Origin of the sequence: Haloplanus sp., from assembly GCF_028275055.1 — an archaeon.
Taxonomy (GTDB): domain Archaea; phylum Halobacteriota; class Halobacteria; order Halobacteriales; family Haloferacaceae; genus Haloplanus.
In genome coordinates this window covers 1-23,064 of record NZ_JAQCNJ010000065.1, presented here as the reverse complement: position 1 = coordinate 23,064, position 23,064 = coordinate 1, and the positions used below count along the sequence as shown (strand labels likewise).

Genomic DNA, 23,064 nt, shown 5'->3' with positions numbered 1-23,064 from the left:
CCGTCGACCGCTGACCGCGGAACGTAACTCGACTCCGCAACCGCGTCGGGGTGGACACCGACCGCGACGGCACGGACGGCACGGACGATGCTCCGGGGGGCCGGCTGGTTGAGATAGTTCACGTCAACCTCGACGGTCTGGCCCTCGCGCACCGCCGTCGTTTCCCGGTAGGCGGCGGCGGCGGGGATCCCGTCGCGGTCGTTGTGGACGATCCACTCGGGATTGCGGTCGCGAACCACCTCGTCGCTGACCTGAGCGTAGCCCGAAACCGTCCCGGCAACGACGTTCCGCGTCCCCGCGGTCGCCAGTACGTCGCCGATGAACGTGTCGTCGCCGACGGTCCAGCCGTCGGAGAAGGTGTAGAGCGCGGCCGGGCGGGGTTGGTCGGCGACGGCGTCGCGGACGGTCTCGACGTTTGCGCGCATCCACGCGTTCGTCCCGTCGGCCCCGGCGCACTCACCGGTGAGTCGGCCAAAAAGTGTCGTACCGTCGGCAACACCCTCGATGCTCGACGGACTTTCGAGGGCGAACACGGTCAGTCCTCGATCACGGAGCGTCGAGACGGCGTCGGCGGAGATGGTTCCCGGTGCGATCACGAGATCCGGGTCGAGTTCGAGCAGTCGTTCGGACCGAATGCCACCGGAGGCCGTGTTGACCACCGGCAGCGAGTCGGCCCCCTCCAGATAGGTGGCGAACTCGGAGACGCCGACGACCCGGTCGCGTGCGCCGATCTCCCAGAGCGTCTGGGCCGCGCTGGGATTGAGCGTGGCGATGCTTTCGGGCGAGTCCGAAAGGGTGACCTCGGTCCCCGTGGCGTCGGTCCGGGTGACGGGGAACGAGCAGTCGGTGGCCAACGCGTCGGAGCCGTCGTCACCGTGGCCGGCGGTCGCGGGGACGACTGCGCCGACGAGCAGAACGGCGACCAAGGTGAGGGCAACGGCGGTGCGTGCGGGGTGCATCCACTGTTATGTTGGCCCGTACACAACAAGTACTTATCTACTGCAAGCAGGATTTGATGGGATGCGACTGAGCGTTCGCACGGGTGCGTGGACCGGCGGGTTGGTCGGTGCGTTCGTCGCCGTGACACTCGCCAGTTCCGCCGTTGGACCGGTCGCCATCGGCGTCGGGAGCGTCGCCGAAATCGCGCTGTCGGCGCTGCCCGGGTTCGTGACCGACGCGCCCGCGAGCCACCGGACCATCGTTCTCTCGGTCCGTCTGCCCCGGATCGCTCTCGGTGCGGTCGTGGGGTTCGCGCTCGCGTCCGCGGGGACGGTGATGCAGGGGTTCTTCCGGAATCCGATGGCCGACCCCTCGATCGTCGGCGTCTCCGCGGGGGCGGCGGCGGGCGCAGTCGCGGCCATCGTGATTCCGGTGGCGATCCCGTTCGCGCTCCCGGTCGCCGCCTTCGCCGGCGCGCTGTGTGCCGCCTTCGGCGTCTACCTCCTCGCCTCGGAGAACGGGCGGACACCGGTCGAGACGCTCCTGCTTGCGGGGGTAGCCGTCCAGACGTTTCTCGGGGCGGTCGTCTCCTTTCTGCTCGTCGGCGCGGGGCGAGACATTCGCGAGGCGATCTACTGGCTGATGGGCCATCTCCAGCACAGCACGTGGACCGAGGCGGCCGTCGCCGGTGTGGTCGTCCTGCCCGGCTTTCTCGCGTTGCTCGTGCACGCCCGCGACCTGAACGTGCTTCTCCTCGGCGAGGAGGACGCCCACGCACTCGGGATCGAGGTCGAGCGAACGAAACGCCTCCTGCTCGCGGTCGCCAGCCTCCTGACCGCGGCCGCCGTCGCCGTCGCGGGTGTCATCGGGTTTGTCGGCCTCGTCGTCCCGCACGTCATGCGTCTGCTCGTCGGCCCCGACCACCGCATCCTCCTGCCGACGAGTGCGCTTGCCGGGGCCTCCTTTCTCGTGGCGACGGACACCGTCGCCCGTGCCGGCGCGGCGGAACTCCCCGTCGGCATCGTCACCGCGGCGATCGGGGCGCCCTTTTTTCTCTATCTGCTCCGCAACCGCGAGGTGCACACGCCGTGACGCCGTCAGCCATCGATGTCGACGGCGTCTCGGTCGGGTTCGGCGGCATCGAGGTGCTGGATTCGGTGTCGACGACAGTCGGCGAGGGCCGGTTCGTCGGACTCGTCGGCCCCAACGGTGCGGGCAAGACGACCCTGTTGCGGGTTCTCAACGGTGTCCTCGACGCCGATTCGGGGACGGTCCGGATCGCCGGCCGTCGGCTCGCCGGCCTCGGATCGCGCGCCGCGAGTCGGCTGGTCGCGACCGTTCCCCAATCGACCGCGTCGACCTTTTCTTTCGACGTGCGCCGGATCGTCGGTATGGGACGAACACCTCACGTCGGCCGCTTCGAGGGACGAACCGGGGCCGATGAGCAGGCCGTCGAGCACGCGATGGAGCGTGCCGCGGTCGCCGATCTGGCCGACCGGCCGGTGACCGACGTGAGCGGCGGCGAGCGCCAGCGTGTGTTTCTCGCACGCGCACTAGCACAGGAGACGCCGGTGCTCCTTCTCGACGAACCCACCTCCGATCTCGACGTGAACCACCAGGTCCGGACGCTCGACATCGTCTCCGACCTCGTCGACGAGGGACGAACCGTCGTGGCGGCGATCCACGATCTGGATCTCGCGGCCCGGTACTGTGACGAACTCCGACTGCTCCACGGCGGCCGGATCCGCGCCGCAGGCACCCCCGACTCGGTGCTCACAGAGTCGGCGGTCGAGACGGCCTTCGACACGACGGCGACGGTCACGCCCCACCCCGTCACGGGCACGCCGTCGGTGACCGCCTTCGCGACAACGGGACCGGGGTCGGGCCGTGTCCACGTCGTCGGTGGGGGCGGGACTGCGACGCCGCTTCTCCACCGTCTCGACGCCGCCGGGTTCGACATCTCAGTCGGGGCCGTCGGCGCGGACGACGCCGACGCCGCGACGGCGCGAGCGCTCGATTGTGACTGCCTGACCGTGCCGCCGTATGCGCCCGTTGACGCCGAAACGGCCGGCGACGTGGCCGACGCGGTGGACCGCGCCGACGCGGTCGTTGTGGCGGACGCGGCGCTGGCTCCGGGAAGCCTCCCGAACCTCGTCGCCGCCACGGCGGCCGAACAGCCCGTTGTCGTCGATGGCCGGCCGATCGGGGAGCGAAACCTCGCCGGCGTAGAGGGACGGGAGGCGATGGCACGACTCCGGAACCGTGGGGTCGTCGTCGACGAGGACGGGGTCGTCGAGGCCGTGCGCCGGGTCGTCGATGATGCCGGCGAGAACGGGAGCGGGAGCGGGGACGGCCGAGTCGAGCGCAGGGCACCTCGGCTTCGGTCGGGCGATGGCGCCTGACCGCGAAACGCCATCCTTACTCGCCGGGGGAACAACGCCTAACCATGGAACGGCCGTGTGTCCGCACCCGGCGGGAGGCGGGCGAGCGAACCCGCACGACGCTCGCGGAGGCGGACCTCGTCGACGAGTCCTATCAGATCGTCGTCGACGACGGCAACATCTATCTCCCGGTGACCGACGCCGACGCCGCCGAGCGGGAGGGGTTCGACGTCGTCTACCGCGACGTACCGGCCCACGACACCCAGCGGACCCCCGCCGATCTGCTCGGCTTCGATCCCTCGTATGAACGCCTCGGCGACGTGGCGATCGTCGACGAGACCGACCCCGGACGGGCCGAACGGATCGCCGACGCCATCCTCGGTTCCGACCTCCCCGTCCGGGCCGTTCTCGACCGCGCCTCGAAGGTGAAAGGCGACCATCGGGTCCGGGACTGGACCGTACTCGCCGCCGAGGACCGGGACGGTCGGCCGCCGACCGAACTCGTCCACCGGGAGTACGGCTTCGAGTACGTCCTCGATCTTTCGACGGTGTACTTCTCCCCGCGCCTGGCGACCGAGCGCCACCGCGTCACCGAACGGGCAACCGCAGGGGAACGGGCCGTCGACATGTTCGCCGGTGTTGGTCCCTTCGTCGTTCCGATGGCCGCCCGCGACGCGACCGTCGTCGGCGTCGACCTCAATCCGTCCGCGGTCGAGTATCTCCGAGAGAACGCCCGTCGGAACGGCGTCGAAAAGCGGGTCACCGCGATCAACGGCGACGTACGCGAGGTGGCTACCGACCACGTCGGGGGGGCCGACCGAATCGTCATGAACCTCCCGCACAGCGCCGACGACTTTCTCGACGCTGCCGTTACTCTCGCCGGCGACGACTGTACGCTGCACTACTACGACATCCAACACGAGGACGACCCGTTCGGTCCCGGCGAGCGGGCGGTCCGGGAGGCGGCGGCCGCCGAGGGGTACGACATCGAGGTGTTGACACGACACGTCGTCCGGTCGTACGCCCCACACGAACTCAACGTCTGTCTCGACGTGCGGTTGTCGCGGTAGCGGGGCGTTCCGGAACCCTTATTTGAACCATGGCAGTACGGGTGAACGCGCCGGTGTAGCTCAGACTGGCAGAGCGATTCCTTCGTAAGGAATAGGCCAAGGGTTCAAATCCCTTCACCGGCTTCAATTTTTTCACGCGGCATCAGTACTGAGGAGGGCGTCACAACCGAGTCGTGGGCGGCGTCGTGACGACCGCGTCAGGCGGTCGACAGCCGGTCAGTTCTCCTGAATCGCGTCGATGACCATCGCGGCGGCGACGATCGGTTCCTTGGGGACGGTGCTCGCGTCATCAACCCTGATCTCGTACCGGTCACGAAACGAGAGTTGGCCGTCGATGGCGCCGACGTGCCGGCCGTCGGCGTCAGTGATCTCGTATTTGTGTGGGATCAACTCGCCGAACGGGAGGGTCGACCGGGCGAGCGTCACGAGGGCACCGCGGGAGGTGATCGAAGCCAGTTCCGTGTCGGCCTCGGCGTCGCGGATCGTCCAAGTGTCCTGAAGGATCGAGAAGTCGTTGTCCAACACGACGAGGTCCTCGCCGGTCCGGGCGTCGGAGAGAAGGTAGTCGCCGGCGACGTCGATAACCCCGCCGGCGGTCACGGTGAACACGTCGTTCCCGTCGGCGTCGACGAACGGAAACTCCTCTTTCAGTTTGAACAGTTTCTGCTTCCCCTTGAGAACGGTGTCGCCGGCGGCGTTGGACGCGGTGTACTTTTTACGAATCAGACTCTGCTCGATCGTGTACCTGTCATCCGAAAGGTCGATACCCCCGATATCGTACTCGCGTGCGGAGACCATGGCGTCCGACTTGGCGGGAAGCCACTTCAAACGAGCGCCCATTCAAGCCGCGGCCGTGCCGACGGCACCACGGCCGGTCACTCGCTCCGGCGACCGCGGCGTCGCCGGCATAGCCAGACCGGCACGGCGACCGAGAGGGCAACCGCGGCCGGCCAGACGTCGGTACTCGCATAGAGGTTGGCAGCCGGGGGAAGCCACCCCGAAAACGGAAAGAGGTACGGTGGCGCGACGCCGTCGACACGGATCACGAACGCGTCGAGAAACAGGTGGCTGGCGCCGCCGGCGGCGAGGGCAGCGCCGGCGACGAAACGGTCGCCGACCCGGATCGTCAGCGCACCGAGTCCGGCGAGAACGAGAACACCACCGAGGGTGTGGACGCCCCACGTGGAGTAGGGGATGCCGGCGATGTGGCCGACACTGTGGTTCAGCAGGACGGAGAGTTTCATCGCGTCGGGGGCGACGGCTCCGACCATCGCGACCGAGACGTATCGGTCCTGAATCCGGTCGGACTGTGCAACGACCGCCGCGAGTATGTAAGCGACGAGGGCGTGTGTGAGAAGGTCGGGCATCAGTCGTTCTCCCGGGGGGTGAACCACACCCGGTTGAGGTCGACGCGCCAGTGGCGGAGAAAGGCCACGGCGGCGAGTGCGATGCCGACAAGCGACACGCCGTACATATACCGACGATCGCTCGGCGTCTGGACGTGATACGAACGGGTCTCCAATCGGTGGTTCGGTCGGAGTTCGCCGTACACCTGAATCCCGTCGCCGGAATCGACCGATGACGGCGGGATATCTGAGACGGTCAGTCTGAGGGTACCGGCGGAAACGACGACCGACCCGTCGCGTTCGCCGGCGACGACCCCCCAGAGATGGACGCGTTCGCCGACGTGAGCGGCGTAGTTCTCGTCGATATCGGTTGCGTCCGGGTAGGCGTCGGAGCCGTTGAACTGGACGCCGAATCCGACGGGCAGCGCGACCAAGACCAGACAACACCCGATCCCGGCGGCGATACGACGCATATCCGCCTTGACGCACGAGCGATACAATTAGGTTGTGGGGCAGACGGACGCTTCGCTCCCGAACGGCGAGTCGAGCGGTCGTCACGGGGGAGACCCACGTGAACGGCGGCCCGTCGGTGGACGAACCGTACGGAGATCATCGGCATCGAACGGGTGACATCCCGCGTGGATTGATGCCGCCCTGACGCCCGAACGGACCGGCCAGCCGATGTGGCGGCGTGGCCGCGTGGCGCTCAGTCGTCGGACCGCGGTGTTCCGGGGCGGGTGAGGAGGCGAGCGAGGCGGCCGAGTTCGGTCGCGACGACGTGGCGTTCGAGAAGCGAGACGCCGGCGACGACGATACAGAAGCCGGCGACGGTGGCGAGTGTCACCGGTTCATCGAGCAGGAGCCACCCGGTGAGCGCGGCAAACACCGGAACGACGTAGGCGACGAGGTTCGTCCGGACCGGCCCGATTCGCCGGATGAGTGTGAAGTAGATTGGGTATGCGACGGCGGTGGCGGGAACCGCCACCACGAGAACGGCGAGAACGAGCGCTCGCGTCGGCGAGGTGCCGGCGGCGGACTCGCCGAGTCCGTAACTCCACGTATGGAGGAGGACCGCGCCGAGCGCCATCGCCCACGCTGTCAGGGGGACGCTGTCGAGGGTCGCGTCGATCCGTCGCATGAGCACGCTCCCGAGGGCGATTCCGGCGGCTGCGGTGAGGACGTACAGCTGTCCGAGCGTCGACCCGGCGGTGAGCGTCTCCGGCGACGGTTGGACGATAACGACGACGCCGAGCAGACCGAGCCCGATGCCGGCGACACCGCGGGCGTCGAGGCGCTGGCCGAGCAACAGAACGGCGGCGGCGGGCGAGAGAATCGGATTGAGGCTGTACATCACGGACGCCGCCGCGGGCGTGATCGCCCGTTGGCCGAGAAAGAGGAGACCGTTGTTCACCGCGACGATGGTGACGGCACCGACAACGAGGCCGGCGAGGTCCGCCCGACTCCGTGGAACCCACGCGTCGTGTCGCCACGCCGCGTAGCCGAGGAGGAGCGGCGCGGCCACATCGAAGCGAAGCGCCGCAAAAAAGACCGGCGGGAGCGTCGCAAGCCCGGCCTTGATCGCGACAAACGAACTGCCGAACAACATCCCGAGGAGAACGAACAGCCCTGCGTTCCGGTATCGACCGAGGGACACGAGACACCGTAACCGACGAGCGGGGTTGTGCGTGTCGATCCGTCGGCGGTTCGGAGGTGAGCTTAACCGACACCGGCACGCCCATCGAACCGTGACCGACGACCGTGAGCGATGGAACGAGAAGTACAGCACCGACGACGAGTTCGAACTTCCCGAGGATCCGATCCCGGCGCTGGCGCGACTGATCGACACGCTTCCTGAGGGGCGCGCGCTCGATGTGGCGACTGGGACGGGCCGAAACGCACGGTGTCTGGCCCGTCACGGCTACGATGTCGACGCGGTCGATGTCTCCGACGAGGCACTCGACCGCGCCGCGGCGGCGGCGGAGAGTGAAGGACTCGAAACCGTGACCTGGATCCGGTCGGATATCGACGACTTCGAGTTCGAACGGTCGGCGTACGACGTGATCACGGTGAGTTTTTTCGCCGCCCTCGAACGGCTCCCGGATCTGAAAGAAGCGCTTGCGCCCGGCGGTGTCCTGGTCTACGAACACCACCTGCGATCGACCGACAGCATCGACCTCGGCCCGTCGACCGATCGCCACCGATACCGGTCGAACGACCTGCTTCGGGCGTGTCTCGATCTGACGATCCTCGACTACCGGGAGCGGACGCGGACCGACGACGAGGGGCGGACGCTGGCGGTGACGACGCTGGTCGGTCGGAGCTCGACCGGGGGTCGACAGCCGTATCCCCCGGAACAGGACGGCTAGCCCGTCTCAGTCGTTCCCGTCGTATTCGTGGTCCACCAGCGTCGAGAACGGCACGTCCTCGGTGACGGCTTCGGCCGTCGCTTCGAGCACGACCGGCGGGGCGACATCGGCGTCAGCGGCCTCGATCCACCGGCCGACACAGACACACCACCGGTCGCCGGGGTCGAGACCGGGAAAGTCGAATTCGGGACGCGGCGTCACAAGGTCGTTACCACGACGGCGCGAGAACTCGAGAAACGCCTCGGTCATCACCGCACAAATCTCGTGACGCCCTCGGTCCGATTCGAGGTGTCGACAACAGCCGTCGCGGAGGTATCCGGTTTTCGGATCGGTGCTACACGGTTCGAGTTCGGCTCCCAGAACGTTCGAATCCGACGCCATAGACAAGGTACGGACGGCCACGACGAGAGGGTTGGGGTCGGGCCGGTTACGCCGGTCGCTCGGCCGACAACGCGTCAACGGCCTGGGCCGCCTCGTGTTGGACGAGGTAGGCGCGGTCGTTGCTGAACTCGGCGGCGGCTTCGAGGGCGGTCTCGGTGCCGATCTGTCGGAGCGCCCACGCCGCGGCGGCGCGGACCGCGTCGCTCTCGTCGTCGTTTAGGGTGTCGGCAAGCGGATCGATCGCCCGCGTGTCACCGATGAGACCGAGCGCACGGGCGGCGTGGGGTCGGACCTGGTCGTTCTCGGCGTCGAGTTGGGTCGCGATCGGTCCGGTCGCCTTCTCGCTCCCGATCTCGCCGAGTGCCTTGAACGTCACCTTCTGAAGCCCGGGGTCGGAGTCGGCGTCGACGTACTCGAGCAGGGTGTCGACGGCGTCCTCGGCGGCCATCTTTCCGAGCGCCTTGATGCCGGGTTCGTCGCGCTTGCCAGCCCGTTGGTGCATGGCCTCGAACGCCGCGTCGTCGTTCATCCTGGTGATGGCTTCGAGGCAGTGGCGCTCCATGAAGTCCGACTGGAAGCTGTCCAGTGCGAGCAACACCATTTCGACGTTGCCCCGTTGTTCCCACTCTTTGAGTGCGGCCCACTCCGGCGGGAAGTCCTTGTAATGGCCGAGCGTGTCATAGAACCCTTGGGCTCGGAGCTGTTCGTGGGTTTCGAGGTCGTCCCACTCCTCGGCGTCGTCGAGTTCCGTATCGAGGGCGGCGGTGGCATCGAGAAGCGCGTCGATTGTCTCGGCGTCGCCGTCCGGGTCGAGACCCGCGTTCGCGACGGCATCGGCGACGGCAGCCAGCGTGGCTGTGTCATCGCCGGAAAGATCGGCATCGAGGGCGCTACCGGCCTCGGCGGCGAACTCGGCGACCGCAGCGGCCGCCTCGTCCTCGCCGGTGTCGCTCCACCGAGTCTCGGTCAGCCGGGTCTTCGCGTCCTCGACATCGTCGACGACGTCGGCCGCGTAGGGGCCACGCGCGGCCTCGAGGTCGTCGCGCAGGTCGTCGAGCCGTTCTTCGAGTTCCGCGCGGGGATCCGGTTCGTCCTCGTTCTCGTCCTCGGCGTCGGCGTCGGCGTCGGCGTCGGCGTCGGGGGCCGGGAGATCGGCGGCGTCGAGGTCCTCTGTGATCTCGTCGAGCGCCGCCTCGACCGTGTCGAGCTCCCTCTCGGTCGCGGCGGCGTCGAGGTCCTCGGCGGCCCCCTTGAGGCGCGAGTCGAGGGTTTCGGCGGGTAGGTCTGTCTCGTCGTCCCCGTCGGTCATACGCGTACGGTCGTGGTGACGCTCAAAAGAGCGTTTCTATTCCGCGGTGTCGTCGGCCCGTCGCGTCGTCTGGGACACGCGTTACCCACGGGACGGCACAGGCGGCCGTGCGAACACGCACTGATCGGTTCGCATCGCCCCCGTCGCGTGGGTCGGCGGCGGTGGGGCCACGGGTGTCACGGCCGCGGTCCGGGTTCGATGTCGCCATCGGGGCCGCGACGCTGCCACTCGCCGCGCTTGCGGTTCGGCGTCACGAGCGGTAGCGACAAGCGATCGACCCGTGACCGCCCCGGCAGTATATGCGCATCCGGATCCAACGACGTGGTATGCCGAGTCGCGACGAGACCGACGAACTGGCGGTTCTGCTCGCCGACCTAGAGCGGACGCTGACCGACCTTCGGGAGGCAGTCGACAAGGACGTGCGGCGGAAGCGACGGCCGCCGACGCCGGGGGAAATCCTCCGGTTCACCGAGGAGTACACCATCCCGACGCTGATCGCGCTTCTCGAAGCGACGGTCCGGTCGCTAGAACTGCTCCGTGCTGTGCTTCGACTCGCCGGCCCGGGTGCGACGACGGCCGACCGCCTCAGCGAGCGATCCCGGACGGACGACAGTCCCGATGTGGCCACGCTCCGGGACGGACTCGCGGACCTCCGGGAGGCGCTGACCGGTACGGACCTTCCCGCGGACTCGGAGGCTGGGTCGGTGCTCTCGGACGCCCGGGGGCTAACGGAGGAGGTCGACGACCGACTGGCCGACATCTCGGGGCGGGACGATCGAACCGGCGAAAAAACGCCACGAGACGAAGCGGACCCGGGAACTGACCGTGTCCCGCGGCGGCGACAGACCGGGTGGGATGGATCGGAGACGACGGGGGTCGACATCGACGTCAGGGAGGAAGGCGAGTCGCCCGGCGGTGTGAACGTCGACGAGGAGTTGGCGTCGATCAAGGAGTCGATGGGGAAAGGAGACGACAGCGGGGAGGACGAGAACGGAGACGGCAGAGCATAGCCTCGGTGGCCGAGAACACAGGAACGCAGGCGCCGGTTACGACGCGGACGGGACGTACGTCCCGTCGGTCTGTTCGACCAAGCCCCGTTCGGAGAGCGTATCGAGAACGGGAAAGAGGGTGAGTCTCGTGAGGCCCAGCGACGATTGGAGGTCGTCAACGGTCGCTCCGTCGGCGGTGGCGACGAACAGGTAGACGAGTTTCGACTCCGTGGCCGAGAGTTCCTCCGGGACTGCGATACTATCGCCGGATCGGTTGGACTGTTTCGCTTGCATGTATAGGATACATGTGTTTACTCTGAGTCATAAACGCTTCCAACATATTCACTATATTGTGCGTACTCCTAAAATTCGTAATATTCCGCCGTCGCGGTGGGTTCGGCCCGGACGTCGGCGCTACGGCGTTCGGTCGCTCGCGGCGGTGATCCATCCGCGGACCCGTTTCTCGTCGAGGTCGGCGGCGGCGGAGAGTTCTGCCGGGTCGGCGTCGGCGAGTGCCTCGACAGAGTCGATACCGGCGGACCGCAGGTGCTCGGCGTAGGCGGGACCGATACCGCCGAGTTCCTGCAGGTCGGTCCCGGTGCTCTCGGTCGTCTCCTCGTCGGTCGCGTCGGCCCCCTCGGTCGCGTCGTCTGTGACGATGTCGGCCGCGTCGTCTTCGTTCTCGTTTTCGTTCTCGACGGCCGACCGCTCGGCAAACCAGTCGGCCACCGCGGGCCAGAGGTCCTCGTGTGTGGACCCGGAGACAGAGAGTCCGATGTGGCCTGTAGCGTACTCCATGATTTCGGTGTCGTCGCTCCCGGCCGTCTCGTTGAACGGCTTGCTGGCCTCCGGCGGGATGAGGTGGTCGTACTCGCCGATCACCTGCAACACCGGCATCGTGATGTCGGTGAGGTCGACCCGCTCCCCGTTGAGGTGTAGTTCGTTCCGATAGAGTTTGTTGTTTTGGTAGATATCCTCGAGAAACTCCCGGTAGGCGACCCCGGCAACGTCGATGGAGTCGTCAAGCCACCGTTCCATCCGCGCGAAGTTCTTGACAAAGCCCTCGTCGTCGATGTTGTCGTAGAGTGTGCCGTACTTCGTGATGTAGTTTTGAACCGGGTCCATCAGCGCAAAGCCTACATCGAGAAACTCACCCGGGACGTTGCCGAAAGTGTCGACGATGGTCTCGGGGCTGAAGAACTCCTCGTCGCCCCACATTTCGAGAATGCCACCGGTGCCGTCGAAACACAGTCCGGCGGCCATCAGGCCGAGGTTGCGGACCTTCTGGGGGTGGAGCGCGGCGTACATGACGCTCATCGTCCCGCCCATACAGTAGCCAAGCAGGTTGATCGAGTCCCGTCCGGACCGTTCTCGGACCTCGTCGACGCAGTTGTCGATGTACCGGTTGACGTAGTCGTGGAGCGACAACGACGTGTCGAGGTTCGAGGGCTCACCCCAGTCGATCAGGTAGACGTCGAAGCCGGCCTCGAGCATCCGACGGACGACGCTCCGATCGGGTTGGAGATCGAGGATGTACGGACGGTTGATCAACGCGTAAACAAACAACAAGGGCACCTCGTGGCGCTCCTCCTCGGGGACCAGCGGTTCGTAGTGGTGGAGTTCGAGTTTGTTCTCGCGGTACACCACCTCGCTCGTCGTCTCGCCGACCTCGACACCGGCGATGGTTTCGAGTCCGTCGGGGATAGCGCCGACCGACTCGGTCTGGTCGGCCGCCTGTTCCCAGAGTTGTCGCTGTGCGTCCAGCGGGAATGTAAACGGGTTCATTGCTGGTCGAGCAACTGGTCGAGTTTCTGCTCGATAGAGTGCTGGCGGCGTTCGAGTTCGACGAGCCGTTCACCCACCTCGCGGACGTCGCCGACGGTGGCGAAGTTCAGCGCGTGGAGCGTCTCCTCGGAGGCCTCGTCGATGTTCTGGCGCATGTTCATCGCCTCCTCGACGGTCTGGCCGGTGGCCGCTGCGAAGGCGGTGGTGGTCATCATCTCCTTGAACGCCTCGTTGGCCGACGACAGCCAGATGTCGCGGAACTCCTCGGGTTCGACGTCCTCGCCTTGGATGGAATCGCCCATCCGTTCGAACGACGTCTCGGCGGCGTCCATCCACGCCTCGTAGGCCTGCATCGACCCCTCGTACCCCTCCCGAACACGGTCCTCGGTGAGGTTGTTCTCCATGGAGTCCATCCACGATTCGAGAAACGCCGACTGTGCGTCGAGGTTGCGGTCGAGCGCGCTCATGTACGTCTCGGTCATACGCTCGAGAAACGCGTCCATCTGTCCGTCGAAGGTGCCGCTGGTATTATCGGTCATCGTGTACTGAAATATGGGTGTTCGGGGGTGAAACGCTCCGGGGTTACGCCGTCTGGGAGAGATCCTCGGCGGACTCGACGGCCTCCTCGGTCGTCTCCTCCGCGGTGGCCTGAACCTCTTCGGCGGCATCGAAGCCCTCTGCGACGAGTTCGAGTTGCATCTCGGTCAGTTCGTCGTAGGTGGCCTCGGCCTCGTCAAGGCCCTCAACGAACGACTGCCACGCATCCTCGTGGATCTCGTCGACCGCTTCGAACTGCTCGTCGACTGCGGCCTCGAGTTCCTCGATGGACTCCTCGGGAAGCATCATCGACAGACCGTCGAGGTAGGCGTCGATGGCGCTCTTGGAGAGTGTCACACCGCTCTGCTGGACGGACTTGGCCGACTCGAGCGAGTCGAACATCGTCTCGACGGCGGCGCGCTGGGCGTCGATACCGGTCTCGGCGGCACGGCGGCTCTGGTTCATCATCGTACGCTGCATCTCGAAGGTCGAACTGAACGGGTTGGTAGCATTCATTGTAATCACTCGGAGTTTCGTTTGACGGGGATGACGATGGTTTGGACGATGTCGCCGTCCTTGATGTCCAGCGTCTCGCGCTCGGCGTCGGGGATGCTGATGCGACCCCCGCTCTGCACGCGGGTCTTGAACATCGCGGTTCCCATACTCATGGCGCCGAGCTGCGAGAATCCGTCGAATCCGCCGCCGCCGCCGGACACGAACTGCTCGAACAGTTGCATCTGGCGTTCGACCGCATCCTCGCCGGCGTCTTGGAACTGCTGGGCGAACGGCAGAGGCGGCCACAGCGGCGAGCCATCGTCGTCGTCTTGCGTCATCCGTACTCTCACCAACACGTCCCAGAGGCATAAGCTTTACTTTCGTTACCGTTCAATACCATTCAGAGACATCGTATGGTTGCACCCGGGTGCGCCCGGTGACGAAAGCGACCGGTCTTTAACCGGCCACGACAAAGGACTACACAGCATGCAAGAACGATCACCGACGCCGATGGAGGGTCTCACGGACGCATGGATCCAATCGGGGAGACATTTCTCGAACAGTGTCGAACATCTTTACAACAGCGTGATGGCGGCGAACCAAGCGATGCTGCCGGCCAACGGGGACGACCGTCAGCCGGCCGACTCGCCGGAAGTAACCTACTCCAAGGCCGAGTGGTCGTTCGAGCGCTCCGACGACGGCGATGGACTCGTCGGCGTTGGCGATCGGATCCGGTTTTCCAAGCCCGTCACCGAGGAGGAGGTCGGCGTGTTCGCCGACGCCAGCGGCGACACGAACCGGCTCCACCTCGACGACGAGTTCGCCGAGGAAACCCGGTTCGGCCGCCGGATCGCTCACGGAACCCTCGTCTCCGGTCTGATCAGTGCCGCGCTCGCCCGCCTGCCGGGGCTGACGATCTACCTTTCACAGGATCTTCAGTTTCTCGGCCCGGTCGACATCGGCGAACGGGCCACCGCCATCTGTGAGGTCGTCGAGGACCTCGGTGGCGGACGCTACCGCCTGACGACCGTCGTCGAGGACGAGGACGGCGAGACGGTGATCGACGGCGAGGCCATCGTGCTCATCGACGACCCGCCCGAGGACACCCCCGACGGAGCCGACGCGTAGTCGCGATCCGACCCCGACCCCGACCCCGGCGTTTCGGGGCCTCTCCTATGTTCGTCGGAACTCGTCGTCGCCCCGAATGCGCCGCGACGACGATGCACGACGCACCGACGGCACATGTCACCGCCGCCATCGCACGTGGCCACGGTCCGCGGTCGTGTCGGACACCGGATCCCGCGCACGGGCGTCACACGATTCACTCCACGGCACGGGGCGACGCGTCGTTGACCTGACACCGGCCGCGTTCGGTCCGGAAGAAAGGCGTGAGCCGACGCCTGCACCGTTGGATCAACGAACACCACGTCAGACCGGTTCGAACCGGTAGCCGTCCCACGCCTGACTGTCCGGTTCGCGAATACCTGCCTCGGGGTCGCGGAGTTCGTCGACGTACACCGGCCGCACCTCGTCGCCGATCGTAACCTCCTCGGTGGTGACACCGCCGAGGGCACGAACTGGTTCGCCGTCCACGTCGAACTCGACGATTGCGAGCGTGTTTGGTTCGCGGACGCCCGGCGGTGTCGCCGTACTCGTCGTCCACGTGATCACCTCGGCGGTGTACTCGCTGAGATCGACCGTATCGACCGGTTCCTCTCCGCCCGGGCCGATCGGGTGGCCGGGGAACGTGATGCTGCCGTCGGGGTAGCGGTACGCTTCCATCATCAGACCGCCTCCATCAGCGTGGTGATGACACAGTTGCCAAAGCCGCCGACGTTACAGGCCAACCCGGTGTCGGCACCGTCGACCTGCCGCTTGCCGGCCTCGCCACGCAGTTGTTCGTACAGTTCGTACACCTGTGCGACGCCGCTCGCGCCCAGCGGATGGCCCTTCGATTTCAGGCCGCCCGAGGGGTTGATCGGGAGGTCCCCACCGATCTCCGTACGGCCCTCCTCAACGGCCCTCCACCCTTTGCCCTTCTCGAAGAAGCCGAGATCCTCGCTCTGGAGAAACTCGAGAATGGTGAACATGTCGTGGAGTTCGGCCACGTCGACGTCATCGGGGCCGAGACCCGCCATGTCGTAGGCGATCCGACTCGACTCGACGACGCCACGCATCGTCGTCGGGTCGGCGCGTTCGTGAACGACGTGGGTGTCCGTCGCGCCGCCGACGCCCGAGACGAGAACGTAGTCGTCGGTGTACTCCCGGGCGACAGATTCGGGGCAGAACATGAGCGCCGCGCTGCCGTCCGTGATCGGACAGAAGTCATACAGTCGGAGCGGGTCGGCCACGATGGGCGACTCCAGAACCGTCTCCAGATCCACCTCCTTCTGGAACTGTGCGTGGTCGTTGTCGACGCCGTGGCGATGATTTTTGACTGCGACCTTACCGAGGCTCTCGCGTGGCGCGTCGTACGTATCGAGGTAGAGGCGCGCGGTCAGCCCCGCGAAACTCGGGAGCGTCACGCCGTGTTTGTACTCCAATGGGTGGGTGATCGAGGCGATAATATCCGTCGCCTCGGCCGTCGTCCGGTGGGTCATCCTCTCGGCTCCGACGAGAAGGGTCATGTCGCTTGCGCCGCTGGCGACCGACTGCCAGGCGTGTTTTACCCCGGCCCCACCGCTTGAACTCGTCTGATCGATGCGTGCGGCGTAGGCCGGCATCGCCGCGAGGTCGTGTGTGACAGCGTTCATGATCCCTGTCTGTCCCTCGAACTCGCCGCTCGCCATGTTCGAGACATAAAGATGGTCGACGGCATCCGGCGGGACGCCGGCGTCGTTCAGACACGCCGACCCGGCCTCGGAGAGCAGGTCGAGAACCCACCCGTCGCGCTGGCCGAACTGGGTCATCGACGCACCGAGTATGGCTACGTTCTGCATAGGTCCGTTCCCGCAACCCACCGGCTTAGGCTTACCCTTTACTCCCGGTCCCGGTCAGAAGGCTAGCGTGTCGACGACGACCGCCAGTAGCAGCGAGCCGAGGTATGCGTTCGAGGCGTGGAACGCGCGAAACGCGGCCGACTCGGTGCGGTCGAGATGAAGCCGAATGACCGCCCACAGAAACACCGCGCCGAGCGTGACGGTCGTGGCGACGTACACCCAGCCGAGCGACGCCCACGCGGCGAGGACACCTGCACCGACAAACGTCGCACCGAGCCACCAGAGAATGTGTTTTCGGGTCTCGGTCTCGCCACGGACCACCGGCATCATCGGGAACCCACCGCGGGCGTAGTCGTCCTTATACGCCAGTGCCAGGTTGTAGAAGTGAGCGGGCGTCCACAGGAAGATCACCGTCGCCAGAAGGAGCCCCCCGATGCCGACCGATCCAGTGACCGCGCCCCACCCGATCAGCGCCGGCAACGCCCCGGCCGCGCCGCCAAGAACCGTATTTTGCACGGTGTTGGGCTTCAGTACGAGCGTGTAGATCACGCTGTAGAACACGATAGCGACGAGTCCGAGCACGGCGACGAGAAGGTTGACCGCGGCGAAGGCGGCGAGCGACCCGACGGTCAACAGGCCGCCGAAGGCGAGGGCGTTGCGAACCGACACCACGTCCGTCGCGAGCGGGCGGTCGTTGGTCCGGGACATACGACGGTCGATATCCCGCTCAAAGACGTGGTTGAACGTGCCGCTGGCCCCGATGGAAAGCACGCCACCGACCAGCGTCAGAACGACCGTCCGCGGGGTGAGGGCCGGCCCGGCGGCAAGCGCCATACCCGCGGAGGCGACGAGACAAAGCAGCCACATCAGTCGTGGTTTCATCAGGCGGAAGTACGCGCCCGCGAGCGCTCTGGTCCGCGGGATCGGATTCTCCGGAAGCGACGGACGGCTCCCCTCGTCACCGCCCGGCTTCTCCGGGGGCGCGAGCGTGTCGGGGTCGGCAACGGGACCGTCGTCGGGGTCGCCGGTCCGTGCTTCGAGCGTCCACGCGAGCGCCGCGACCAAGCCGCCGAAAATAACGAGACCGATGAGCAGGTGAACGGCCGGAAGCGGCGCAGCCGCGCCGGTGGTGGCGACGAACGCACCCATCGCGGCTTGGATAGGGTAACAAACGACGGCAACACCGAGTGCAACCCGGACCCGGCGACTGGTGTCGGTCCGGAGGGCGGCGACACCGGCGGCGAGAACGAGGAGGCCAACGACAACGGCGGCGAGACGGTGACCAACGACTAACGCACCCGAGGCGGTCGTGGGGAGCGAAAGCCCCGCCCCGCAGGCCGGCCACGCGGCACAGGTCCGGGTCGCGTCGGTGACGCCGATCGTCGTGCCGACGAGAACGAGCAGGTAGACACCCATCGCGCTCGCCGCCAAAAGCCCGGGGAAACGGTCGGTCACACTCGCCACGGTTCGATCACTCCCGGTGCTTAGAAATCCCCGTATTTAGGCTCCGCGTTTCGTGTCACGCACGAGCCCCGGTATCGACGGGCAGGACGGGAACCGTCAAGCCTATCAGTAGGTATTTAGGGGGGAGATTCTAACTCCCTATAGAATATGAAACGGTCGCGCCTCGCACTGGCGTCGCTGCTTTCGGCGGTGGCACTCGCCCTCGTCGCCGATCCCGTGGCGGCACAGAGTTCGGTGTCGGCAGAACTCATCAGCCAGTTAAACAACAAACTGCTGTATATCGCCGTACCCATCACCCTCCTCGTTGAGGGCATCCTCATTTACACGGTGTACCGGTTCAAGAACACGGACGAAGCCAAGCCGACACAGGAGAACCGTCGGCTGGAGATCACGTGGACGGTCGCCACGGCCGTTATCCTGTTGTTCGTCGGGGTCGCCTCCTACGGCGTCCTCGCCAACGAGAACGTCACGTTCCAGAGCGGCGAACAGGAGGTGGCCCCCGACGGCGACGACGTCGTCGTCGACATGGAAGCGTTCCAGTGGGGCTGGAGGGCTAGTTACCCACAGGAAGACGTCCAGTTGTCGAGTACCTCGCCGACGGTGGTGATCCCGAAAGGGCAGGACGTCTACTTCAACGTCACGTCGAGTGACGTGTTACACGCCGTCCACGTCCCGGAACTCGGTCTGAAACAGGACGCTATGCCCGGTCAGTCGAACGTGATCAAAACCGTCGCACTGGAGGAGGGGACATATCAGGGCTACTGTGCGGAGTTCTGTGGCGTCGCACACTCCCAGATGTACTTCGAGGTCCAGGTGGTCTCACAGGAGGAGTACCGGTCGTTCCTCAACGAACAGAGCGAGTCGGCCGGTGACATCGAAGCGGACGACGATGTGGTCCGCGAACACCACGAGTCGGTCGCTCGCTCCCCGATTCGGGCCTGAGACAGCCGAGACGCGATCCGTTCTCGTAGTTCGTCCGCTCGTTCAGCACCGCTGTTCAACGATCCGGTCGACGATTCGTCCCGTCGAGCAGAGTTCGTCCGCACGCGCCTCACGCTCCGACGCCCGCCTGATCTCGGTGTCGAGACCGCGAGACCGGAGCGCCTCGGTGAGACGGTCCTCGTCGTGGTGCTGGTCGTGACCGAGAACGATAATGTCGGGGTCGATCCGCTCGATTGGAACGAAGATATCCTCGGGGTGGCCGAGGTGGGCCTCGTCGACGATGGCGAGGGCGCCGACCATCTCCCGACGCTGGCGGTTCGAGAGTACCGGCGTTTCCTTGTGGGTGACGTTCCGACTCCGAGCAACGATGACGTGGAGGCGGTCCCCCATCGCAGCGGCGTCGGAGAGGTAGTGGACGTGCCCGGGATGGAGAAGGTCGAACGTGCCTTGAGCGACGACGGTCGTCATGGGTCGCGGTCGACGGCCTCCCCTGTCACGCGCGCCTTGGGGCCGGTCCGAACCATCGACACGGAGCGTGACCGCTCGGGGACGGGGTGGACGGCCGCGGGCGTCGGTTGGGCGATTCCGACGACGGGTTCCAACCGGCAAAACCGCATGGTATTCGCTCGGGTTCGTCGCCTTCTAAGGGTTCCGGATACCGGCCGAGTGTCGTTCCGTAACGAACGGCCGCCGGTACGGATTCTGCAAGGCTTAACTTCGGCCACCCACCAGTAGATAGTATGACCGCAGGGAATGCCGGGGATTCCGGCACCGACCGGGCGGACGATTCCCGCCCCACCGTCTACGACCTCGCGCCGGACTGTACGGTCGAGGACATCGAGGTCGACCGCTACTACCACGCCGTCGTCAACGGCGTTGTCGAATACGGCGTGTTCGTCGATATCTCCGATGAGGTGTCGGGGCTCGTCCACGAGTCGAACTTAGACGGCGAGTACAGCGTCGGCGACCGACTGCTCGTCCGTCTCAACGAGATCCGCGAGAATGGTGATATCGCCTTCGACGAGGCGGCACTCGGTGACTACCGGACGGTCGCCGTCGACCACCGGCCCACGGTGACGCCCGTCGAGAATCTCGATATCGGCGAGACGGCGACGGTCGAGGGGGCCGTCACCCAGATCAAACAGACCGCCGGACCGACGGTGTTTCGATGCTGTGACGACACCGGCATCGTCGCCTGCACGGCGTTCGAGGAGGCAGGCGTGCGAGCACACCCGGAGGTCGAACTCGACGACGTCGTTCGGATCTCGGGAACGGTCGAGGAACACGAGGGAAGCCCACAGATCGAGGTGGACTCGCTCTCGAAGTTGACCGGCGACGACGGTACCGAGGTTCGACGGCGGGTGGACGCGGGCCTGTCGGAGCGCGCCGCCCCGAACGAGGTGGCACCGTTGGTCGAGTGGGACGCCTTCGACACGCTCCGGCCCGACCTCCGCGGTGTCGCCCGTCGCCTTCGACGGGCCGTTCTCGAGGGGCGTCCGATCCGGGTGCGTCACCACGCCGACGGTGACGGGATGTGTGCCTCCCTGCCCGTCCAGGTCGCGCTCGAGCGTTTCATCCGGTCGGTGCACGACGACGACGACGCCCCCCGGCACCTCATCAAGCGCCTGCCGAGCAAAGCCCCGTACTATGAGATGGAGGACGTGACCCGCGACCTCAACTTCGCGCTCGAGGGCCGGGAGCGACACGGACAACAGCTCCCGCTCCTGCTCATGCTGGACAACGGTAGCACCGAGGAGGATGTCCCCGCCTACGAGAACCTCGCTCACTACGACGTCCCGATCGTCGTTGTCGACCACCACCACCCCGACCCTGGGGCGGTGAACGACCTGCTCGACGCACACGTCAACCCCTACCTCCACGGGGAGGACTACCGGATCACGACCGGAATGATGTGTGTCGAACTCGCGCGGATGATCGATCCGGAGATAACCGACGAACTCCGGCACGTCCCCGCGGTCGCGGGACTGGCAGACAGATCGAAATCCGAGACGATGAGCGAGTTCGTCGACTTGGCAACAGAGGCGGGCTACGACCGTGGTGACCTCGTGCGGATCGGGGAAGCGCTCGATTACGCCGCCCACTGGCTCCGCTACAGCGAGGGCAAAACGCTCGTCAGCGACGTCCTCAACGTCGATTGCGACGACGAGCACCGACATCAGGAACTCGTCGACTTTCTCGCGGACAGAGCGGAGCGGGATATCGACCGTCAACTCGCCGCGCTCGAGGCCCACGTCGAACACGAGCGACTGGACAACGACGCTCGCCTCTACCGGGTCGATCTCGACGACTTCGCCCACCGCTTCACCTACCCCGCACCGGGAAAGACAACCGGGAACCTCCACGACCGCAAGGTCGAGGAGACGGGGGATCCGGTCATTACCATCGGCTACGGGCCCGATTTCGCTGTTCTCCGATCCGACGGCGTCCGGCTCGACATCCCGGAGATGGTCTCCGAACTCAACGAGGAGGTCGTCGGAGGCGGTGTCTCCGGCGGCGGCCATCTCGTTGTCGGCTCCATCAAGTTCGTCAAAGGGATGCGCGGTGAGGTGATCGACGCGCTGGTCGAAAAGATGGCCGACGCCGAACTCGACGAGGCGCTGTCGAGCGCGACGGTGCTCGACACCTAGTCGAACCGGACCGTCCTCCGCGCGACGACGACGGCGAGAACGAGCGCCGCGGCCGCGCCGGCGACGACGACCCACGTCGTCCGGTCGGTGCCGTCGTCGCCACGCCAGTCGGCCTCGAAGGCCTCGCGGAAGTGTGTCGACAGGCGGTCGCTTCTGATGGCGACCGACACCTCGCGGTTCTCGGAGACGGCGTTTTCGTTCCAGTTGAGACTCCCCACCACCACCACGTCGTCGGCGACGACGCCTTTCGCGTGGACCTTCTCGAACCGGCCGCCGGGCTCCGCGAACCGCGCCGACAACGGGAGGTCACGCCGCTCGGCGACGGCGTTCAGCCAGTCGATCAGCGCGGCGTTCTCCTCCTCTGTGTACCACACCCCCGAGAGAAGGATCCGGACCTCGACGCCGCGCTCCGCGGCTCGGATCGTCGCCCGGAGAAGCGGGCCATCCCGGCGGCCAACCGAGGGCTGAATCACGTCGACCCGGTCGTCTGCGGCGTCGATAACGGCAACCACCTCCGACTCGGCGTTACCCGGAGCCGTGAGTACCCGGACCTCGGAGGCCGTCGCCGTCGTCGGATCGATCCGGGAGGGGTAGCGTCCCTTTGGGGGCGGGTCGTCCTCGAACGACGTTCCGCGCCGGTAGCGCCGCCACGGGGTTCCGTCCCGCCACCCGGCGTCGCCACGAAACAGGGCGGCGAGGTCGGCCGCGACAACGGGGGAGTCGACCACGACACCCCACCCACGGCTGCTCCGCCCGCCGATCCCCGCTGGCTTCCAGTTTTCGGTCATGACGAGCGCCCGGTCGTCGACGACAGCGTACTTTGGGTGGTGGTAGTTGAAGCGAGCATGCGGGCCGCCGAGAACCGTTACCTCGACGTTGGCGTCGGCGAGTCGGTCGAGTGCGGCCGCCCCTCGCGCGGATCGGCCCCCGACTGGGTCGGCATCGACGAGGACGGCCACCTCGACGCCGCGGCGGTCGGCGGCAACGAGGGCGTCGACCACGCGGTCGCTGGTGAGCGTGTAACCCGCAAGCAGGATGCGGTCCTGGGCACTTCGGAGTGTCTTCACCGGAAGTCCCGGTGAGTCCGGAAGCAGAAAGCCGGTGACGTTCGCGCGACCGTACGCGCGAACGCTCCGTGGATCGAATCCGATCGGCCGCCACCGGCGTCCGTCTCCGCTCCGGACGAGTCGGTCGCCCTCGGGCGCGTCGCGGTACTCGAGACGGGCGACAACGACGCCGTCCCGCCGGAGGCGGAGCCGTTCGCCGCTGTTGGCAAGCGAGAGCGCGGGCGTCTCAACGACGGGCGCGTCGACCAGTCGGCGCGTCGCGTCGGGGTCGGCACTGAGCGCGAACTCGGGGGCCGGGCGGTCAGCGGGGAGAGAAACAGCCGTCTCGCCATCCTCCAGCGTCCAGTTTGCTGTCGACGATGTCGGGACCCGGACGACGACGAACTCGCCGGCGTCACCGTCGGCG

The 23,064-nt window shown here is 66.5% G+C and carries 26 protein-coding genes and 1 tRNA gene; 9 read left to right on the top strand and 18 right to left on the bottom strand.

Annotated features, from left to right (window positions below; all coding sequences use genetic code 11):
• A partial coding sequence (locus Q0925_RS08950) for a PGF-CTERM-anchored ABC transporter substrate-binding protein (protein WP_299334385.1) occupies positions 1-959 on the bottom strand: 959 nt, incomplete at its 3' end.
• Positions 960-1,020: 61 nt separating this feature from the next.
• Here Q0925_RS08950 and btuC point away from each other — a divergent pair.
• The 4 genes from btuC (at position 1,021) to Q0925_RS08930 (ending at position 4,513) form a co-directional block, all read left to right on the top strand.
• Complete coding sequence (btuC, locus tag Q0925_RS08945; RefSeq protein ID WP_299334382.1) at positions 1,021-2,031, top strand: vitamin B12 ABC transporter permease BtuC; 1,011 nt, start codon at positions 1,021-1,023, stop codon at positions 2,029-2,031.
• On the top strand, positions 2,028-3,341 hold the full coding sequence (locus tag Q0925_RS08940) for an ABC transporter ATP-binding protein (RefSeq protein WP_299334380.1): 1,314 nt from the start codon (positions 2,028-2,030) through the stop codon (positions 3,339-3,341). The genes btuC and Q0925_RS08940 overlap by 4 nt, the downstream gene beginning before the upstream one ends.
• Positions 3,342-3,385: 44 nt before the next feature.
• On the top strand, positions 3,386-4,390 hold the full coding sequence (locus Q0925_RS08935; RefSeq protein WP_299334378.1) for a class I SAM-dependent methyltransferase: 1,005 nt from the start codon (positions 3,386-3,388) through the stop codon (positions 4,388-4,390).
• 49 nt (positions 4,391-4,439) lie between these two features.
• Positions 4,440-4,513 (top strand) — tRNA-Thr (locus tag Q0925_RS08930).
• A 93-nt stretch (positions 4,514-4,606) separates the two neighbouring features.
• On the opposite strand, the gene Q0925_RS08925 is transcribed toward Q0925_RS08930, so the two are convergent.
• The 4 genes from Q0925_RS08925 to Q0925_RS08910 form a co-directional block, all read right to left on the bottom strand.
• On the bottom strand, positions 4,607-5,188 hold the full coding sequence (locus Q0925_RS08925) for an LURP-one-related/scramblase family protein (protein WP_299334376.1): 582 nt from the start codon (positions 5,186-5,188) through the stop codon (positions 4,607-4,609).
• Positions 5,189-5,265: 77 nt separating this feature from the next.
• Positions 5,266-5,757, bottom strand: coding sequence for a metal-dependent hydrolase (locus Q0925_RS08920; RefSeq protein ID WP_299334374.1), 492 nt, complete (start codon positions 5,755-5,757; stop codon positions 5,266-5,268).
• Positions 5,757-6,209, bottom strand: coding sequence for a hypothetical protein (locus tag Q0925_RS08915; protein WP_299334372.1), 453 nt, complete (start codon positions 6,207-6,209; stop codon positions 5,757-5,759). The genes Q0925_RS08920 and Q0925_RS08915 overlap by 1 nt, the downstream gene beginning before the upstream one ends.
• Positions 6,210-6,442: 233 nt before the next feature.
• Positions 6,443-7,390 (bottom strand): DMT family transporter, encoded by a 948-nt coding sequence (locus Q0925_RS08910; RefSeq protein WP_299334370.1) that lies wholly within the window; start codon positions 7,388-7,390, stop codon positions 6,443-6,445.
• 91 nt (positions 7,391-7,481) lie between these two features.
• Here Q0925_RS08910 and Q0925_RS08905 point away from each other — a divergent pair, with 91 nt between their 5' ends.
• The gene (locus tag Q0925_RS08905) at positions 7,482-8,102 is read left to right on the top strand and encodes a class I SAM-dependent methyltransferase (RefSeq protein WP_299334367.1); all 621 of its coding nucleotides are present in this window, start codon (positions 7,482-7,484) and stop codon (positions 8,100-8,102) included.
• 6 nt (positions 8,103-8,108) lie between these two features.
• On the opposite strand, the gene Q0925_RS08900 is transcribed toward Q0925_RS08905, so the two are convergent.
• Together Q0925_RS08900 and Q0925_RS08895 are read right to left on the bottom strand one after the other, a co-directional pair.
• A complete protein-coding gene (locus Q0925_RS08900) occupies positions 8,109-8,483 on the bottom strand; it encodes a DUF2237 family protein (RefSeq protein WP_299334364.1) in 375 nt (124 codons plus the stop codon).
• A gap of 46 nt (positions 8,484-8,529) precedes the next feature.
• Positions 8,530-9,792, bottom strand: a complete 1,263-nt coding sequence (locus Q0925_RS08895) for a HEAT repeat domain-containing protein (RefSeq protein WP_299334361.1) — start codon at positions 9,790-9,792, stop codon at positions 8,530-8,532.
• Positions 9,793-10,118: 326 nt separating this feature from the next.
• Between Q0925_RS08895 and Q0925_RS08890 the strand changes: the two genes are divergently transcribed.
• Positions 10,119-10,802: a DUF7547 family protein gene (locus Q0925_RS08890; RefSeq protein WP_299334357.1), complete on the top strand. Its 684-nt coding sequence runs from the start codon at positions 10,119-10,121 to the stop codon at positions 10,800-10,802.
• 36 nt (positions 10,803-10,838) lie between these two features.
• Here Q0925_RS08890 and Q0925_RS08885 read toward each other — a convergent pair whose 3' ends face one another.
• From Q0925_RS08885 to Q0925_RS08865, 5 genes are all read right to left on the bottom strand, one after another.
• Positions 10,839-11,075: a TrmB family transcriptional regulator gene (locus Q0925_RS08885; protein WP_299334354.1), complete on the bottom strand. Its 237-nt coding sequence runs from the start codon at positions 11,073-11,075 to the stop codon at positions 10,839-10,841.
• 120 nt (positions 11,076-11,195) lie between these two features.
• The gene (phaC, locus tag Q0925_RS08880) at positions 11,196-12,566 is read right to left on the bottom strand and encodes a class III poly(R)-hydroxyalkanoic acid synthase subunit PhaC (protein WP_299334351.1); all 1,371 of its coding nucleotides are present in this window, start codon (positions 12,564-12,566) and stop codon (positions 11,196-11,198) included.
• Positions 12,563-13,105, bottom strand: coding sequence for a poly(R)-hydroxyalkanoic acid synthase subunit PhaE (locus tag Q0925_RS08875; protein WP_299334347.1), 543 nt, complete (start codon positions 13,103-13,105; stop codon positions 12,563-12,565). Before Q0925_RS08875 ends, phaC begins: the two co-directional genes overlap by 4 nt.
• Positions 13,106-13,148: 43 nt before the next feature.
• Entirely contained in the window at positions 13,149-13,619 is a 471-nt protein-coding gene (locus tag Q0925_RS08870) for a hypothetical protein (protein WP_299334344.1), read from the bottom strand.
• A 5-nt stretch (positions 13,620-13,624) separates the two neighbouring features.
• The gene (locus Q0925_RS08865) at positions 13,625-13,936 is read right to left on the bottom strand and encodes an AbrB/MazE/SpoVT family DNA-binding domain-containing protein (RefSeq protein WP_299334342.1); all 312 of its coding nucleotides are present in this window, start codon (positions 13,934-13,936) and stop codon (positions 13,625-13,627) included.
• Between the two features lie 148 nt (positions 13,937-14,084).
• Here Q0925_RS08865 and Q0925_RS08860 point away from each other — a divergent pair, with 148 nt between their 5' ends.
• A complete protein-coding gene (locus Q0925_RS08860) occupies positions 14,085-14,726 on the top strand; it encodes a MaoC family dehydratase (protein WP_299334339.1) in 642 nt (213 codons plus the stop codon).
• Positions 14,727-15,026: 300 nt separating this feature from the next.
• Here Q0925_RS08860 and Q0925_RS08855 read toward each other — a convergent pair whose 3' ends face one another.
• Genes Q0925_RS08855 through Q0925_RS08845 form a run of 3 tightly spaced genes read right to left on the bottom strand, consistent with a single transcriptional unit; the run spans position 15,027 to position 17,953 of the window.
• Complete coding sequence (locus tag Q0925_RS08855) at positions 15,027-15,380, bottom strand: OB-fold domain-containing protein (RefSeq protein ID WP_299334390.1); 354 nt, start codon at positions 15,378-15,380, stop codon at positions 15,027-15,029.
• Between the two features lie 2 nt (positions 15,381-15,382).
• Positions 15,383-16,537 carry a thiolase C-terminal domain-containing protein gene (locus Q0925_RS08850; protein WP_299334336.1) on the bottom strand — a complete coding sequence of 385 codons (1,155 nt, stop codon included), beginning with the start codon at positions 16,535-16,537 and terminating at the stop codon, positions 15,383-15,385.
• A gap of 54 nt (positions 16,538-16,591) precedes the next feature.
• Positions 16,592-17,953 (bottom strand): heme o synthase, encoded by a 1,362-nt coding sequence (locus tag Q0925_RS08845; protein ID WP_299334388.1) that lies wholly within the window; start codon positions 17,951-17,953, stop codon positions 16,592-16,594.
• Between the two features lie 195 nt (positions 17,954-18,148).
• Here Q0925_RS08845 and coxB point away from each other — a divergent pair, with 195 nt between their 5' ends.
• On the top strand, positions 18,149-18,943 hold the full coding sequence (coxB, locus tag Q0925_RS08840) for a cytochrome c oxidase subunit II (RefSeq protein WP_299334334.1): 795 nt from the start codon (positions 18,149-18,151) through the stop codon (positions 18,941-18,943).
• 42 nt (positions 18,944-18,985) lie between these two features.
• On the opposite strand, the gene Q0925_RS08835 is transcribed toward coxB, so the two are convergent.
• Entirely contained in the window at positions 18,986-19,411 is a 426-nt protein-coding gene (locus Q0925_RS08835) for an FAD synthase (RefSeq protein WP_299334330.1), read from the bottom strand.
• Positions 19,408-19,560 (bottom strand): hypothetical protein, encoded by a 153-nt coding sequence (locus tag Q0925_RS08830; protein WP_299334327.1) that lies wholly within the window; start codon positions 19,558-19,560, stop codon positions 19,408-19,410. Before Q0925_RS08830 ends, Q0925_RS08835 begins: the two co-directional genes overlap by 4 nt.
• A 123-nt stretch (positions 19,561-19,683) precedes the next feature.
• Here Q0925_RS08830 and Q0925_RS08825 point away from each other — a divergent pair, with 123 nt between their 5' ends.
• The gene (locus tag Q0925_RS08825; RefSeq protein WP_299334323.1) at positions 19,684-21,591 is read left to right on the top strand and encodes a DHH family phosphoesterase; all 1,908 of its coding nucleotides are present in this window, start codon (positions 19,684-19,686) and stop codon (positions 21,589-21,591) included.
• Here Q0925_RS08825 and Q0925_RS08820 read toward each other — a convergent pair.
• A partial coding sequence (locus Q0925_RS08820; RefSeq protein WP_299334320.1) for a phospholipase D-like domain-containing protein occupies positions 21,588-23,064 on the bottom strand: 1,477 nt, incomplete at its 5' end. The genes Q0925_RS08825 and Q0925_RS08820 overlap by 4 nt on opposite strands.

What these genes read in the sequence shown, in the direction of transcription:
- Q0925_RS08925 (WP_299334376.1), bottom strand. Translation starts at nt 5,188, where the DNA reads ATGGTCTCCGCACGCGAGTACGATATCGGGGGTATCGACCTTTCGGAT.
- Q0925_RS08850 (WP_299334336.1), bottom strand. Translation starts at nt 16,537, where the DNA reads ATGCAGAACGTAGCCATACTCGGTGCGTCGATGACCCAGTTCGGCCAG.
- phaC (WP_299334351.1), bottom strand. Translation starts at nt 12,566, where the DNA reads ATGAACCCGTTTACATTCCCGCTGGACGCACAGCGACAACTCTGGGAA.
- Q0925_RS08900 (WP_299334364.1), bottom strand. Translation starts at nt 8,483, where the DNA reads ATGGCGTCGGATTCGAACGTTCTGGGAGCCGAACTCGAACCGTGTAGC.
- Q0925_RS08890 (WP_299334357.1), top strand. Translation starts at nt 10,119, where the DNA reads ATGCCGAGTCGCGACGAGACCGACGAACTGGCGGTTCTGCTCGCCGAC.
- Q0925_RS08860 (WP_299334339.1), top strand. Translation starts at nt 14,085, where the DNA reads ATGCAAGAACGATCACCGACGCCGATGGAGGGTCTCACGGACGCATGG.
- Q0925_RS08865 (WP_299334342.1), bottom strand. Translation starts at nt 13,936, where the DNA reads ATGACGCAAGACGACGACGATGGCTCGCCGCTGTGGCCGCCTCTGCCG.
- Q0925_RS08935 (WP_299334378.1), top strand. Translation starts at nt 3,386, where the DNA reads ATGGAACGGCCGTGTGTCCGCACCCGGCGGGAGGCGGGCGAGCGAACC.
- Q0925_RS08870 (WP_299334344.1), bottom strand. Translation starts at nt 13,619, where the DNA reads ATGAATGCTACCAACCCGTTCAGTTCGACCTTCGAGATGCAGCGTACG.
- Q0925_RS08915 (WP_299334372.1), bottom strand. Translation starts at nt 6,209, where the DNA reads ATGCGTCGTATCGCCGCCGGGATCGGGTGTTGTCTGGTCTTGGTCGCG.
- Q0925_RS08875 (WP_299334347.1), bottom strand. Translation starts at nt 13,105, where the DNA reads ATGACCGATAATACCAGCGGCACCTTCGACGGACAGATGGACGCGTTT.
- Q0925_RS08835 (WP_299334330.1), bottom strand. Translation starts at nt 19,411, where the DNA reads ATGACGACCGTCGTCGCTCAAGGCACGTTCGACCTTCTCCATCCCGGG.
- Q0925_RS08830 (WP_299334327.1), bottom strand. Translation starts at nt 19,560, where the DNA reads ATGCGGTTTTGCCGGTTGGAACCCGTCGTCGGAATCGCCCAACCGACG.
- btuC (WP_299334382.1), top strand. Translation starts at nt 1,021, where the DNA reads ATGCGACTGAGCGTTCGCACGGGTGCGTGGACCGGCGGGTTGGTCGGT.
- coxB (WP_299334334.1), top strand. Translation starts at nt 18,149, where the DNA reads ATGAAACGGTCGCGCCTCGCACTGGCGTCGCTGCTTTCGGCGGTGGCA.
- Q0925_RS08920 (WP_299334374.1), bottom strand. Translation starts at nt 5,757, where the DNA reads ATGCCCGACCTTCTCACACACGCCCTCGTCGCTTACATACTCGCGGCG.
- Q0925_RS08855 (WP_299334390.1), bottom strand. Translation starts at nt 15,380, where the DNA reads ATGGAAGCGTACCGCTACCCCGACGGCAGCATCACGTTCCCCGGCCAC.
- Q0925_RS08825 (WP_299334323.1), top strand. Translation starts at nt 19,684, where the DNA reads ATGACCGCAGGGAATGCCGGGGATTCCGGCACCGACCGGGCGGACGAT.
- Q0925_RS08885 (WP_299334354.1), bottom strand. Translation starts at nt 11,075, where the DNA reads ATGCAAGCGAAACAGTCCAACCGATCCGGCGATAGTATCGCAGTCCCG.
- Q0925_RS08845 (WP_299334388.1), bottom strand. Translation starts at nt 17,953, where the DNA reads ATGGGTGTCTACCTGCTCGTTCTCGTCGGCACGACGATCGGCGTCACC.
- Q0925_RS08895 (WP_299334361.1), bottom strand. Translation starts at nt 9,792, where the DNA reads ATGACCGACGGGGACGACGAGACAGACCTACCCGCCGAAACCCTCGAC.